The following is a 15,088-nucleotide window of genomic DNA, read 5'->3' as shown; positions in this document are numbered from 1 at the left end:
AAAGCTTTTTTATAGATTTGCACAGCGTTTACCAATAGTTTTGGAAACAAAATTGCGGAAGTAGCTCAGTTGGTAGAGCGTCAGCCTTCCAAGCTGAATGTCGCGGGTTCGACCCCCGTCTTCCGCTCAGTAAAATCACACCACAAGGCGTGATTTTTTTTAAACCTGATACAGCTTAAGATAGATTGCCTTCGGATAGCCTCAGACAGTTTAAATTGCCTCCATAGCTCAGTTGGCCAGAGCACGTGATTTGTAATCTCGGGGTCGTGGGTTCGAATCCCTCTGGAGGCTCAATTTAATATAAACATGAGGGAAGATTCCAGAGTGGCTAAATGGGACTGACTGTAACTCAGTTGCTTCGGCTTCGCAGGTTCGAATCCTGCTCTTCCCACATTTTATATTTGAAAAAAAACTTGCAGATTTAAAAGGTTTTTTATAAGTTTGCACAGCGTTTACCAATAGTTTTGGAAACAAAATTGCGGAAGTAGCTCAGTTGGTAGAGCGTCAGCCTTCCAAGCTGAATGTCGCGGGTTCGACCCCCGTCTTCCGCTCAAAAAAAAATCATGCTATTAAAGTGTGATTTTTTTGCTTAATGCCGACTTAGCTCAGCGGTAGAGTGCTTCCTTGGTAAGGAAGAGGTCACGGGTTCAAGTCCCGTAGTTGGCTCTGGCTTTAATCCCGAATTGTTTCGGGATTTTTTTGTTTAATGTATTTTCTGTTAATAAAATATATTCTTTTTTCTGATGCTTTTCATTTCAATCATCTGCAGATGATTTTCCTTAAAAATCATAAAAATTTTCGTTAAATTCGTATAAATATTTTTTGATGAATATACTTTTATTAGAAGACGACCTCATTCTTTCCGCTGAACTTTGTAAGTTTTTGGAATCAAATAATTTTTCATGTGATAAGATTTATGATGGTGAGACTTTTCTTCGTCAGATAAAAAATAATTCGTACGATCTCTATTTACTGGATATTAATGTTCCCAAAATAAACGGATTGGATGTTTGTCAAACCATTCGTTCATTCGATAAAAATACACCTATCATCATTATTTCTGCATATGGAGATCTTTCTGATAAGAAAGATGCCTTTACAAGGCTTGCTGACGACTATCTTGTCAAACCTTTTCAGTTTGAAGAACTGCTTTTAAGGGTAAATTCTCTTTTGAGGAGAAAAATGCCGGTAGATACTTCCGATCAGGAAATCATAAGAATTGATGATCTCATCATTAATAAGACTGAACAAAAAGTCTATAGAGGAGGAAACGAAATTACCCTAACTCTGAAAGAATTTCAATTGTTAGCTTACCTGGCAGAAGCCCAGGGAAGAACGGTATCCAAACAACAGATTACGGAGAATGTATGGGAACACAATTTTAATACAAATACAAATACTGTTGAGGTATATATTAATTTTCTAAGAAAGAAAATCGATAAAGATTTTAAAGTTAAACTTATTCATACCCGATCAGGCTTTGGATATTATTTAAGTCCACTATAAATGTCATTAAAAAGGAAGATTGCTTTAAATTTAAGTATTGCCTTCTCACTACTTTTTGGTATAGTGATGATGATTATATATATGTCTTTTAATGATTTTAGAAGAGATGAATTTAAAGAAAGGTTCCGGCAAAGACTTGAGTTTACCTCTCATTTTATCTCCGAATCTAAAAACTTCGAAGCTGAAGCTCCTCTTTTTTTCAATGAAAATGCAGATAATATCCTTCTCAATGAGAAAATCTTGATTTTTAATGCAGACAAAGAATTAATCTATAGTACAATAAAAGACCGGAATGTTACCTGGGATGCTGCCTTATTAAAAGAGCTGGATCAAAGAAAAACGATATACACCGAGAAAACCATTCCCGAAATATATGCTGCACTTAAAAATATAAAAGGAGAAAACTACTATATTCTAACCAGTGCCTACGACAGCAATGGAAAATCCAAATTATCTTATTTAAAATATTTGCTTGTTACGGCTTATGTAATGAGTACGCTTCTCATTGGGCTTTTCAGTTATTATTTTATGGGGCAGTTTCTACGTCCCCTGGAAGATCTTAATAAAGAGATCTCAGAGGTTACCGCACATAAATTAACTACACAAGTGCCCGTACAACAATCACAAGATGAAATTAGTATATTAGCACAGTCATTTAACACCATGATTGTACGGTTGAACGATGTTTTTCAATCGCAAAAAGATTTCACGGCGAGTGCCTCGCATGAGATCCGAACGCCTATTACAAGAATGGCATTCCAGTTGGAGAATTTGATCAAGTTCGAACAGCATTCTCCGGAGACCTTATCTTCATTAAAGCAGATTCAGAAAGATGTTTATCAATTATCTGACCTGACTAATTCCCTGCTGCTTCTGACTAAATTTGACAAAGAGAACATTCAAAGTTTATATGAAGAAGTAAGGATTGATGAAGTTATATTCAGTTCCTTCGAAACAGTAGAAAAAAGTTATCCGGATCTGAAAATGGATTTTTTAATTTCTGAAGAAACGTCAGAACAAGCATTATTAACTATAAAAGGAATACAATCATTGCTGGACATCGTATTTATTAACCTGTTCAAAAATGCGGCGGTTTATTCGGATAATATTGAAGTAGATGTTCTCATTACTGAAACTGCTTCAAAACTGATTGTGGATGTTATTTCTCAGGGAAGTACAATTTCTGAGAATGAACAGTCGAAATTATTTGAGGCTTTTATGAGGGGGAATAATGCACAGAATATTTCGGGTTCCGGATTGGGACTTCGGATTGTAAAAAGAATTTTAGAATACCATGGTGCAGATATTATTTACTCTTCGCCATCGGAAAATATTAACAAGTTTAGTGTGATATTTTCTAAAATTTAATTTTTTTTTAAGGCTCATTTAAGTTCGTTTTAATCATGTCTTAGCACTTTTGTTTTCATAAAATTGAAAGAATGAACAAAATTGCAGGATTGTTTGTTGTCATTTCCTCATTCATGACAGCACAACAGCAAATGTCTCTTCTGGATTGTGAAAAAGCTTTCCAGACGAACAACCTTCAGCTGCTCGCCCAGCAGTATAATATCAACATGGCCGATGCTGATATTTTACAGGCTAAGATCTGGGATCTTCCACAATTGAGCGGGCAGATCAATGCTTATAATCCTGAAGGTAAGAAAGTGTTTGATGTTGGACACGCAAAGGGAGCACAGGTTACCCAGCTCATTCATATGGGTGGAAAAAAGAAAAATGAGATTGCATTTGCAAAATCTAATAAAGAACTGGCTCAACTTCAATTTTCCCAACTTCTCGTTGACCTCAAAACACAATTGCATACTACTTATTACAATCTCTACTTCCAAAAATTAAAGCTGGAAAATATCAACAAGCAATTGGGTTATATGAAAGAGCTTTTAAGCGCTTATAAGGTCCAGTCTGCAAAGGGAAATGTATCGCTTAAAGATGAGGTGAGGCTGCAGAGTATTGTAATTCAGCTAAATAACGATAAAGTAGAAATCAATAAAAATATTCTGGATGTTGAACAAAATTTAAAAGTTTTAACCGGAATTACGGAAGATATAGAACCTGAGCTTTCTGAGGCTGAGGCACGGGAAATTTTGGCTACCCAACCCATCGGAGATGAAGAAGATCTGAAGCGAAAAGCATTGGAGAATAATGCAGATTATCAATATAACATGAAGTTAATTGATAATAGCAAACTCTATGCTCAATGGCAGAAATCTTTAAATGTTCCGGATATTAATGTGGGAGCCGGATGGGATCAAAATGGAGGAACATTCAGAAATGAGATCAATTTAATGGTAGGAATTCCATTACCCTTATGGAAAAGCAATCAAGGAAATGTTGAAAAAGCAAATTACGCTATCCAACAGAACCAAAAAAATGCAGAGTATCAAAAACTCAATTTGGAAACAAAAGTACAATCCTTGTACAGGACATGGAAAAATCAATATGATCAATTAGCAGAAATTAAAGCAACAGATCTCAATAATCTGGATCTTGTTTATAATGGGATGTTAAACAATTTCAGAAAGGGAAATGTAAGCCTTATTGAGTTTACTGACTTTATGGAAAGTTACAGACAAACAGCCCTTCAGATCTATGATATGAAAAACGATATCATCCAATCGGCTGAACAACTTAATCAGCTAGTACAAACTAAAATCTTCTATTAAAAAAATGAAAAAATATATAATTGTATTATTGGTAGCCATAGCATTATTGTCCTGCTCAAAAAAAGAAGAACAGAAAGTGACAATGCCGAAAGGTTTTGAACTAAGCAATACCATGCTTAAATCGATCGTCCTTGCAAAAGTTGAGAAGAAGTACATTGAGGATAATTATAATTTTTACGGTAAAATATCCGCTGATCAAAACAGTTACATCGATGTATACCCTTTGGTAGGAGGAAATGTTTTAAGTGTCAATGTGGAATTGGGTGATCATGTAACGAAGGGTCAGGTTTTGGCGACAATCAGAAGTACTGAGCTTGCTGAGGTACAGAAAGATGTAAGTGATGCAAAAACGGATCTGGTCGTTGCTCAGAACAATCTTCGTGTTGCCAAGGAAATGTACGAAGGTAAGCTTAATACTGAAAGAGATGTTCTGGAAGCCAAGAGCCAGCTGCAAAAGGCACAGGACCAACTGCAGAGAGCGAGTGCGATAAGTACGGTTTATAATGTGAAAAAAGGAAATATCTATAATGTTTTAGCTCCTATCAGTGGATACATTGTTCAAAAAAATATCAATAAGGATATGCAGCTTAGAACAGATAGGAGTGATAATATTTTTGACGTAGCCAATACAACCAATGTATGGGCAATTATGAACGTTAATGAATCGGATATTGATAAAATAAGTCTTGGAATGAAGGCTGAAGTTTCTACATTGTCATATCCTGACAAGGTGTTTTATGGGAAAATTGATAAAATATTTAAAATTATCGATCCTCAGACCAACGCCATGCAGGCGAGAGTTGTTTTGGACAATGCAAGCGGGCTGCTGATTCCTGATAGTAAAGCCACAATCAAAGTTTCAACTTCCGAAAATGATATGGCTTTAACGGTTCCTTCCAAGGCGGTTATTTTTGATGATAACAGAAGTTTTGTTGTGGTTTTTAAATCCAGAACTAATCTTAAGGTTAAAGAAGTTAAGGTTTTGAAGCAAGTAGGCGATACAACATATATATCTGATGGATTAGTTGAAGGGGAACAGGTAATTACAGAGAATCAATTGCTGATTTATCGTTCTCTTAATAACTAAATCAAAGTCATTTTTTTAAACGGCTTTTCGAGTCATCAATTTAAACTATTATGAATAAATTCATTAAAAATATAATTGCTTTTTCGCTTAAAAATAAAGCGTTCACCTTCATATGGGTCGCAATTTTGGCCATTTCGGGTTTTATCAGTTTCAAAAATATGCCGATTGAAGCATTTCCGGACGTGACCAATACCCAGATTGTTATTATCACCCAGTGGAACGGAAGAAGCGCAGAAGAAGTAGAACGTTTTGTAACGACACCCATAGAATTGGCAATGAGTCCGGTTCAGAAAAAGACAAGTGTACGAAGTACCACCATGTTTGGTCTTTCGATTGTAAAAATTCTGTTCGATGATGGGGTGGACGATACTTTTGCCAGAAATCAGGTTAATAACCAACTACGAACTATAAGCCTTCCTGATGCGGTAGATCCCGAAGTACAACCACCCTACGGACCAACCGGTGAGATTTTCAGGTACACACTGGAGAGTAAAAATAAAGATTCCCGGGAACTATTAACCTTGCAAAACTGGGTAGTGGATCGTGCTTTAAGAGGAGTACCAGGTGTGGCTGATATTAATGTTTTTGGTGGACAGGATAAAGTTTTTGAATTAAGTATTGATCCGAGGGCATTGGATAAATACAACCTGACCCCGCTTCAGGTCTACGATGCTGTTACAAAGAGCAATTTGAATGTGGGAGGAGATGTTATTGAAAAGAACGGACAGGCTTATGTAGTACGGGGAATCGGTTTGGTTAAATCGGTAGCTGATATTGGAAATATTACGATTGAAAATGATAGCGGTAACCCTGTTTTGGTAAAAAATGTCGCTGATGTTCATGAAAGCTCAATGCCAAGAGTAGGGCAGGCAGGACTGAATAACCACGAAGACACGGTGGAGGGTATTGTCGTAATGAGAAAAGGGGAAAATCCGCGTGAAGTTTTGGTAGGTGTAAAAGCCAAGATCAAAGAGCTTAATGAGAAAATTCTTCCGAAAGATGTGAAGATGGTTACATTCTATGACAGGGATAACCTGATGGATTTCACAACCCGTACCGTAATGCATAACCTTATCGAAGGAATTGTGCTTGTTACTGTAATGGTTCTGATCTTTATGGCAGATTGGAGAACTACGTTGATCGTTTCTATTATTATTCCATTGTCATTATTATTTGCGTTTTTATGTCTGAAGCTTGCGGGAATGAGTGCGAACCTTCTTTCATTAGGTGCTGTGGATTTTGGGATTATTATTGATGGAGCCGTCGTCATGGTAGAAGGTATTTTTGTAATGCTTGATCATAAAGCCCATAAATATGGAATGGAGAAGTTCAATAAACTGGCTAAAGGAGGATGGATAAAACAAACAGGAACAGGCTTGGGTAAAGCGATATTCTTTTCCAAGCTTATTATCATTACCTCTTTGATCCCTATTTTCTCATTCCAGAAAGTGGAAGGTAAGATGTTTTCACCTCTGGCATTTACATTGGGATTTGCTTTGACAGGAGCATTAATATTTACTTTAACATTAGTACCCGTTCTTACCCATATCCTTTTAAATAAGAATGTAAAAGAAAAAAATAATCCTTTTGTGAACTTCTGGGACCGGATTGTTTTAAAAGGATTTCGTTATACTTTTAAACATAAGAAGATGAGCTTAATCGTTGCCATTTCATTTTTGGTCGTTACTTTGTTTTCGGGGAAATTTCTGGGAACTGAATTTTTGCCACAGCTTAATGAAGGATCTTTATGGATCACCGCCGAAATGCCAATGAGCTCTTCTCTGAAAGAATCCTTAAAGACCGCAGATCTTTTGAAGAAAGATATTATGAGCTTTTCGGAAGTTACAGATGTTCTTGCACAAACTGGGAGAAGTAATGACGGAACAGATCCTAATGGATTTGGTTTTGTTCAATTCGCTGTAAATCTGAAACCCCGGGAAGAATGGAAGCGGAAAATTTCATACGATGAACTGATCAAAGAGATTGATAATAAACTAAGAAATTATCAGGGAATCACATTTAATTATTCACAGCCTATTTCTGATAATGTTGCTGAGGCGGTAGCCGGCTTCAAAGCCGAAAACGGGATCAAGATTTATGGGGATAATCTTCAGACTTTGGATCGATTGGCTGAAGAGGTTCTGAAAGAAATAAAAAATGTAGATGGAGTAAAAGATCCGGGAATCATAAAGAATATAGGCCAGCCGGAGGTAAGTGTGGTGTTGGATAGAGATAAAATGGCAGCCTACGGTGTAATGCCTGCTGACGCACAGGCTGTTCTTGAGATGGCTTTTGGAGGTAAAACAGCTTCCGAAATGTTTGATGGAGAGCGTAAATTTCCAATAAGATTGAGATATTCCCAGGAGTATAGAAAAGATGAAAATGATATTGCTTCATTGATGGTTCCTACACAAGATGGGGCAAAAATACCGCTAAAGGAAATAAGTAATATTGTTAAGAATAATGGGGCAGCATTCATTTACAGAGATGATATCAAACGATACATTGGTGTAAAATTCTCTATCCGTGACCGTGACCTGGGAAGCACAATTGCCGATGCTCAGAAAAAGGTAGCTAAAATAGAGCTTCCAGAAGGATATTCTATAGGATGGACCGGGCAGTTTGAAAATCAGCAAAGAGCCTCTCATCGCCTGGCACAGGTAGTTCCTGTGAGTATCCTCATGATTTTCTTCCTGTTGTTTATACTCTTCGGAAACATAAAAGATTCTCTTTTGGTACTTGCTAATGTACCGTTTGCATTAATCGGTGGAATCATAGCACTTCATGTAACGAGAATGAACTTTGGGATCTCTGCAGGTGTGGGTATGATTGCACTTTTGGGAATTTGTATACAGAATGGAGTAATCCTTATTAGTGAATTCCACCAAAATATTAAAAATGGTCTGGCATTGGATGAAGCAATAATGACCGGAGTGAAATCCAGGACAAGACCGGTCATCATGACCGCTTTGATGGCTTCTATAGGTCTTTTACCTGCAGCTTTATCTACAGGTATTGGTTCTGAATCTCAGAAACCACTGGCGATTGTTATTATTGGAGGATTAATTACAGCTACGGTACTTACTTTACTTATTTTTCCAATTATTTTCTGGATTTTCAACAGAACTAAAAAATCAACGTCAATTTAATTGACTGCTGAATATGATGAAAAATATTTGAAGCCTGTAAAACATATGTTTTACAGGCTTCAATTTACTTTGACGAATTGAAAAAAAAATTATATTTGCAAACATAATAAACACATTCCCTCATTAAAACACGATAATCCCCTTGATGAAACGTTATCAGAATAATATACTCCTGTTGTTTGGATTCTTTGGTATACTTCTACCTCTTCAATTATTTTTTAAAATAAGTCTGGAAGAACCCTATCCGTCATTTAACTTTCCTGGGTTTGCTTCTCTTCCGGTTAAAGAAGAAAGATATATTACATTTACAAAAACCACTGCTCAGGTTTTTTTTAAAGACGGAACGAATAATGTTTTAGTAAAAAATAGTTATCTGGGAGAGAAAATTCCAAGAACCATCCAGGTTACATTGATTAAAAATCTGCTTTTTCCCAAAGAATATCCGATACTTGATGCACGAATCAATTCTTTACCAGCTTATAAAAAGGAATTGTATTTACTCAAAAAATCTATTCTTAACAGAAATATTAAAAAAGTTAATTTGGAAGAAAGTAAGGCTTTTGTTATCAAAAAATTGAAAGAAAATTTTCCGGATAAAGAGGTCACGGAGATCCTCGTTACCAATGAAAACAAGGATTTTGACATTGCGACGAAACAGCTTACTAACCGGATAACAAAAGACACATTGATCAACTTCAAGTTCTAACAAACATAATGATTGAAAAAATTAAAAAACTGGTCTTTACAAGCTATAAGCCTAGTTACGAATTTTTAGCTTTTTACAGAATTTTTTTCTCTTTGTACTTATTATGGATGGGGATTTCCAATGCAGATTGGGTATCTTATATTCCTGCTAGTGCGATGCAGCCACCAATAAGCATTTTATCTTTTACGGATACTGTTCCCGCGTCATGGCTTTTTACGGTTTGTTATTACGGCATGTATCTGTGCCTGTTACTTATTTTAATAGGCTTTAAGCCAAGGGGATTTGCCATAACTTATATGGTCGTTTATCTTATAACCAGTAATTACGCTTTCTCTTTTGGTAAAATTGACCATACTTTTGTTTATGCCCTACCTATTGTTGTGATGGTTTTTTCACCATGGAATACTACTTATAGTTTTTTTCCGGAGCCTGAAAAAGAAACCGATATACTTTCGAGATCCTGGCCAATGTTTTTGCTTAGTATGTTTTTGGGATTTGGAATTTTTACGGCTGGCCTTGCTAAAATTTTAGGAGGCTGGCTTAATACGGATATACAGAGCACTCAGATTTTTTTCTATCAATACCGATATGGAGTAGGGTGGCATGATTTGATGTCTGATACGTTTGATAAGATCAACTCCCGGTTTTTCTGGGAATTTCTGGACTATAGTACTGTAATTTTTGAATCTGTTTTTATTATTGCTTTTTTAAAGCCGAAGTTTTTCAGATTGATGATATTAATAACTCTGTTTTTTCATTTAAATGTTCTTTTGATGTTTAATATAGCATTTACCTATGCTGTAGGATTCTATGCATTGTTTATTCCCACAAGGGTATTACCTTCAACATTTAAAATGAAAATCAAAAACTTTTTGCAGGCTGTATTCCGGCCTAAGTACAGGTTGTTGGGAATTGCATTTGTGATTCTATACTTTTTACTTATTGTCTTTTTTGATTGTAATGCGATCAATTACATTTTTAATCAATTCTTTAGCCTGTTTGGGTCTGCTTATGCTTCATCTTTAATTATTTTGGGAGGATCTTTCCTTTTTGGGGGATATCTTTTTATCCGGTCGTTGAGAAGTATATCTGATAAAAAAGGTTACAAAGGATAATATTTTTCAGGTTTTACATAAAATTTAAAAAGTCCCGGAATGAACCTTCCGGGATTTCTTATTGCCAATAAATCGATAAGAATCTTTTTTACGTTATTCTTCAGTGATTTTTTCACCAACCAGAATCTAAAATTATATGAAATCTTTTTCTTATTTACTCGCCTATTCATTATTTTTAATCTGCTATAATATTCAGAATTAATCAGATAGTTGAGATTTTAAAGAAAACGGTTGTGAGGATTTTTTCAATCGAGAAATTTGTGTAAATTTGCACTTCAATACATCGAAGTATAGTTAGGTTTGTAATTCTTTGGATTTGAATATTAAAATTTTTGAGAAAAAAGATTTTAGTATTTAAAAATTCATTATATTTGCACACCGAAAATTTGAATAAACAATAAATAAATAATTTAAATCATGGCAAAGGAAACGTTTAATCGTAACAAACCACACTTGAACATTGGTACTATTGGTCACGTTGACCATGGTAAAACTACTCTTACTGCAGCGATCAGTGCTGTATTGGCTAGTAAAGGTCTTGCTGAGAAAAAAGACTTCTCTGCAATTGACTCTGCTCCAGAAGAAAAAGAAAGAGGTATCACTATTAATACTGCTCACATCGAATACGAAACTGCAAACAGACACTATGCTCACGTTGACTGTCCAGGTCACGCGGATTACGTAAAGAACATGGTAACTGGTGCTGCTCAGATGGATGGAGCTATCTTAGTATGTGCTGCAACTGATGGACCAATGCCTCAAACAAGAGAACACATCCTACTTTGCCGTCAGGTAAACGTACCTAGAATTGTTGTGTTCATGAACAAAGTTGATATGGTGGATGATGCTGAGTTATTAGAGCTTGTTGAGCTTGAACTTAGAGATCTATTATCTACTTACGAATATGACGGAGATAACTCTCCAGTAATCCAAGGTTCTGCTCTTGGTGCTCTTACTGCTGCTACAGCTGCTACTCCTCAAACTGATGATCAGTGGTTCAAAACTGTAGAAGAATTAATGGATGCTGTTGATACTTGGATCGAGCTTCCTGTAAGAGATCAGGATAAGCCATTCTTGATGCCAATTGAAGATGTATTCTCTATTACAGGTAGAGGTACTGTAGCAACTGGTAGAATCGAGGCTGGTGTTATCAACACAGGTGATCCTGTAGATATCGTTGGTATGGGTGATGAAAAATTAACTTCTACAATTACAGGGGTTGAGATGTTCAGAAAAATCCTAGATAGAGGTGAAGCTGGTGATAACGTAGGTCTATTGTTGAGAGGTATTGAAAAAACTGACATCAAGAGAGGTATGGTTATCGCTAAGAAAGACTCTGTTAAGCCACACAAAAAATTCAAAGCTGAGGTTTATATCCTTTCTAAAGAAGAAGGTGGACGTCACACTCCATTCCACAACAAATACCGTCCTCAGTTCTACGTAAGAACTACTGACGTTACAGGTGAGATCTTCTTACCAGAAGGTGTAGAAATGGTAATGCCTGGTGATAACTTAACAATCACTGTAGAATTGTTACAACCAATCGCTCTTAACGTAGGTCTTAGATTTGCGATCAGAGAAGGAGGTAGAACAGTTGGTGCTGGTCAGGTTACTGAAATCTTAGATTAATATCTTAAATAAATAAAGCTTCCGTAAGGAATTTCTTTACGGAGCTTTAATCTACGGGCATCGTCCAATGGTAGGATACCGGTCTCCAAAACCGTTGATCAGGGTTCGAATCCTTGTGCCCGTGCAAATAATAATTATGAGTTCATTTATCGATTTTTTAAAAGGTTCTTATAACGAATTCAGACATAAAGTTGAATGGCCAAAATGGGCTGATCTGCAATCATCTACAATTGTAGTTACTATTGCAACAGTTATTCTGGCATTATTTACCTTTGGAGTTGACGAATTGTTTTCAAAAGCAATAAGCAACATAATAGGAATGCTAATTAACGTGTTCAACTAAAAAAGTATTTTCCCATAATGAGCGAATTGAAATGGTATGTGCTGAAAGCAATCAGCGGACAGGAAAATAAAGTGAAAAACTACATTGAGACAGAAATCAAACGCTTAGGCTTTGAGCAGTATGTTACTCAGGTAGTGATTCCTATGGAAAAGGTTATTCAACTTAGGAATGGAAAAAAGGTTCCTAAAGAAAGACCTTACTATCCTGGTTACTTAATGGTTGAAGCAGATTTAATGGGGGAAATACCTCACATTATTAAAAATATTCCAGGGGTAATATCATTCTTAAGCTTAACTAAAGGGGGAGACCCTGTTCCAATGAGAAAGTCTGAAGTTAACAGAATGCTTGGAAGAATGGATGAGTTATCAGAATTTGCTACCGACCTTGAAATTCCATATGTAGTTGGAGAGAACGTAAAAGTAATTGACGGACCTTTCAACGGATTCAATGGAACAGTTGAAAAAATTCTGGAAGATAAAAAGAAAATTGAAGTTTCTGTTTTAATCTTCGGTAGAAAAACTCCAATGGAACTTAGCTACATGCAAGTAGAAAAAGTATAATAAATACTTATAATATATAAGCCACTCTAGATCTAGAGTGGCTTTTTTTATTTATTTCAGGTATTTATAGATTCTCAGAAATAATGTTGTTTTAAGTTAAAATAAGTTTGTTGTTTATTTTATGCTTTATCCAGGCGTGTTTCACATAGTTATTTAATTAAAACTAAATGTTTAGATTAAAAAATAAATTGTGTGGCATACTTATTGTGAAGTATATCTCCGAAAAACATAAATGGCTTTCTAATGTGGTGATTTTTAACCTTATACTAGGTTGGGATCATTGTTCTGAATTCCTGGATTGTTTTTTTAACACTAATTTAAACACTAATTCAATGACGAAAATTATTTCGATGGTACTTTGTACAAGTACCATTGTACTGATGAATGCACAGGCTACAGGAAAAGTGGGTATTAATACTAAAACGCCCGAAAAAGAACTATCTGTAAACGGAACAATGAAAACATCCGGAATGTTTTTTAAAGATCCGATAGAGAAATTAGGAGCCACTGAAAACTATACTTTTATCATTAAGTCTCCCGCTCCTGAAAACAAGATTACTGCATACAATGACTCTTTTGTACCCAATTCACCGGCACCTATTAATCTTATCCAGTATAAGATAGCCTGTGATCCGAGAGATAAGGATTGGGTTAACCAGTATGATACGAAGATCAATTCAGATAAGTTTCTGGTGGTTATCTCTTCTTTTGGTTTTACGCAACCGGTACGAACCAATAGTCCGGACTGGATAACTCCGGTTCCACAGATATATGCTTACTATAATAATGGAACGTGGAAATTAAAGGCAGACTACCAAGGTTTTGCTCCCGCTTCCAATTTGCCGGCAGGAGAGTGGACTCTTAACTTACTGGTATTCGACAGAGCTTACGCTAAAGAAATCAATAAAACACAAGCGATGGGTGCTTCCACTACAGGATCTGCATCATCTCCTTTAATCCAATAAAAAGATTTACATAATGAAAAAAATCACCATACTATTTTTTATGGCTTATGCCTTCATGGCTACCAAAGCTCAGGTGGGAATCAATACAAGCAATCCTCAGGGAACTTTAGATGTTGTAGGAGGAACATTGGTTGAATCTTACATTATAGATACCACAAATTCTCCTGCGACAGGAAATTATTTTCTTCTTACAAGGTCAAAGGATACCACGCCTGTTGGTAAAGTTAAGATGCTTGATATTTCACTGAGAGATGTAGCTCCCGTAAACACATACAATGTTATCCTGAAAAATGTGAAACAAGATGAAGTTGTTAACCTGAATACTGGATTGGATGCTAATAAATATGTAGTCGCTATTACTGGTGCCGTATTTAGTGACGCTGTTTCAGCAGCAAATACTTCCACCACTCCAAAATCATATGGAGCCTATTCTACAGAGATAACTAAGGTTGTGAGCGGAGCCAATACTTATCACGGCATTAACCTTTCTTTTAAAGGTGCAGGAACTGTGTCTTCTAAAAATGGAACATGGACACTAACTTTGAATGTATACGAAAGATCATTGATTAAAGACTGGGGCACATTTACCGGATCGGTTTCAGCTTCGGCTTCACCAGGATATTCAGGAGTATCAACTAACACCCCAGCAGGACTTCAATAAAAAAATTATGAAAAAGAAATTGTATATCATCATTATGGCTTGCATGGGAATAATCATGCATGCACAAACCGGAAATGTAGGAATCAAAACAACAACTCCAACGGAAACACTGGACGTAAACGGGGATTCCTTTACAAATTCCTTATATATGAGAAATCCGGGAGAACCAACCACTACGGGAGGTCACTTTCTGGCTACTTCTCAAAATTCATTGCAGATATATGATCCTAATCTGGAGAGCAGCGGATTGTTTAATTATATTAAACTTACTCTTACAGGGGTACCAGGTGCAGGAATTACGGATTATGATACAAAGATCGATGCCGATAATTTCCTTTTGGTTCCTCACAACTATTCATTTAAGCTTAATGACGGGACAACCAGTGTTGCTTTGGATTATAAAGATAACGGGATTAATGATAATGCACAGGGGTCTCCTAATGTGGTTGCATTTAAAAGCAATGGTACCTGGCATTTGAAGGCCGGATTTACAGACAGCAAGTTAATTGCTTTTACATCAGCTAATCCTTCCAGAACTTATAATAACTTTACTGTAGAGTTTTATTTAATGGTTTACAAGAGATTGATCACTAAGCAGAATATCGGCGATATTAATACTGATCTTGGCGGAACAAATGGATCTGCACAAACGATTAATAAACCATCGGGGTTTTAGATATAAGGAA

13 protein-coding genes and 6 tRNA genes are annotated in these 15,088 nt (G+C 36.0%); all 19 read left to right on the top strand.

What is annotated here, in order from left to right; all coding sequences use genetic code 11:
- Positions 1–54 precede the first annotated feature (54 nt).
- The 19 genes from ACNFU2_RS11335 (at position 55) to ACNFU2_RS11245 (ending at position 15,078) form a co-directional block, all read left to right on the top strand.
- Positions 55–127: transfer RNA gene (locus ACNFU2_RS11335), tRNA-Gly, on the top strand.
- A gap of 90 nt (positions 128–217) precedes the next feature.
- Positions 218–291, top strand: a tRNA-Thr gene (locus ACNFU2_RS11330).
- 19 nt (positions 292–310) lie between these two features.
- Positions 311–391: transfer RNA gene (locus ACNFU2_RS11325), tRNA-Tyr, on the top strand.
- Positions 392–478: 87 nt separating this feature from the next.
- Positions 479–551 (top strand) — tRNA-Gly (locus ACNFU2_RS11320).
- Between the two features lie 43 nt (positions 552–594).
- Positions 595–666 (top strand) — tRNA-Thr (locus ACNFU2_RS11315).
- Between the two features lie 159 nt (positions 667–825).
- Positions 826–1,506 carry a response regulator transcription factor gene (locus ACNFU2_RS11310; RefSeq protein ID WP_172280689.1) on the top strand — a complete coding sequence of 227 codons (681 nt, stop codon included), beginning with the start codon at positions 826–828 and terminating at the stop codon, positions 1,504–1,506.
- Positions 1,507–2,874 (top strand): ATP-binding protein, encoded by a 1,368-nt coding sequence (locus ACNFU2_RS11305; protein ID WP_273649603.1) that lies wholly within the window; start codon positions 1,507–1,509, stop codon positions 2,872–2,874. It begins immediately after the preceding gene.
- Between the two features lie 71 nt (positions 2,875–2,945).
- Positions 2,946–4,187 carry a TolC family protein gene (locus tag ACNFU2_RS11300; protein WP_411252051.1) on the top strand — a complete coding sequence of 414 codons (1,242 nt, stop codon included), beginning with the start codon at positions 2,946–2,948 and terminating at the stop codon, positions 4,185–4,187.
- 4 nt (positions 4,188–4,191) lie between these two features.
- Positions 4,192–5,274, top strand: a complete 1,083-nt coding sequence (locus tag ACNFU2_RS11295; RefSeq protein ID WP_273649599.1) for an efflux RND transporter periplasmic adaptor subunit — start codon at positions 4,192–4,194, stop codon at positions 5,272–5,274.
- Between the two features lie 50 nt (positions 5,275–5,324).
- Entirely contained in the window at positions 5,325–8,423 is a 3,099-nt protein-coding gene (locus ACNFU2_RS11290; RefSeq protein WP_273649597.1) for an efflux RND transporter permease subunit, read from the top strand.
- A 145-nt stretch (positions 8,424–8,568) separates the two neighbouring features.
- Positions 8,569–9,129: a hypothetical protein gene (locus ACNFU2_RS11285; RefSeq protein WP_418121700.1), complete on the top strand. Its 561-nt coding sequence runs from the start codon at positions 8,569–8,571 to the stop codon at positions 9,127–9,129.
- Between the two features lie 8 nt (positions 9,130–9,137).
- A complete protein-coding gene (locus ACNFU2_RS11280; RefSeq protein ID WP_418121698.1) occupies positions 9,138–10,244 on the top strand; it encodes a hypothetical protein in 1,107 nt (368 codons plus the stop codon).
- 417 nt (positions 10,245–10,661) lie between these two features.
- Positions 10,662–11,873 carry an elongation factor Tu gene (tuf, locus tag ACNFU2_RS11275; RefSeq protein ID WP_172280676.1) on the top strand — a complete coding sequence of 404 codons (1,212 nt, stop codon included), beginning with the start codon at positions 10,662–10,664 and terminating at the stop codon, positions 11,871–11,873.
- Between the two features lie 53 nt (positions 11,874–11,926).
- A tRNA-Trp gene (locus ACNFU2_RS11270) sits at positions 11,927–11,997 on the top strand.
- Positions 11,998–12,009: 12 nt separating this feature from the next.
- Positions 12,010–12,216, top strand: coding sequence for a preprotein translocase subunit SecE (gene secE / locus ACNFU2_RS11265; RefSeq protein WP_172280674.1), 207 nt, complete (start codon positions 12,010–12,012; stop codon positions 12,214–12,216).
- A 17-nt stretch (positions 12,217–12,233) separates the two neighbouring features.
- Positions 12,234–12,776 carry a transcription termination/antitermination protein NusG gene (gene nusG / locus ACNFU2_RS11260; RefSeq protein WP_034687398.1) on the top strand — a complete coding sequence of 181 codons (543 nt, stop codon included), beginning with the start codon at positions 12,234–12,236 and terminating at the stop codon, positions 12,774–12,776.
- 332 nt (positions 12,777–13,108) lie between these two features.
- Complete coding sequence (locus ACNFU2_RS11255; protein WP_273649588.1) at positions 13,109–13,741, top strand: hypothetical protein; 633 nt, start codon at positions 13,109–13,111, stop codon at positions 13,739–13,741.
- 13 nt (positions 13,742–13,754) lie between these two features.
- A complete protein-coding gene (locus ACNFU2_RS11250) occupies positions 13,755–14,402 on the top strand; it encodes a hypothetical protein (protein WP_345991844.1) in 648 nt (215 codons plus the stop codon).
- A 7-nt stretch (positions 14,403–14,409) separates the two neighbouring features.
- Positions 14,410–15,078: a hypothetical protein gene (locus ACNFU2_RS11245; protein WP_172280668.1), complete on the top strand. Its 669-nt coding sequence runs from the start codon at positions 14,410–14,412 to the stop codon at positions 15,076–15,078.
- Positions 15,079–15,088: the final 10 nt, after the last annotated feature.

This window comes from Chryseobacterium sp. PTM-20240506, assembly GCF_048296755.1.
Lineage (GTDB): Bacteria > Bacteroidota > Bacteroidia > Flavobacteriales > Weeksellaceae > Chryseobacterium > Chryseobacterium proteolyticum.
Note: the sequence above shows the minus strand (reverse complement) of the source record. Positions and strands in the feature narration are given on the sequence as shown.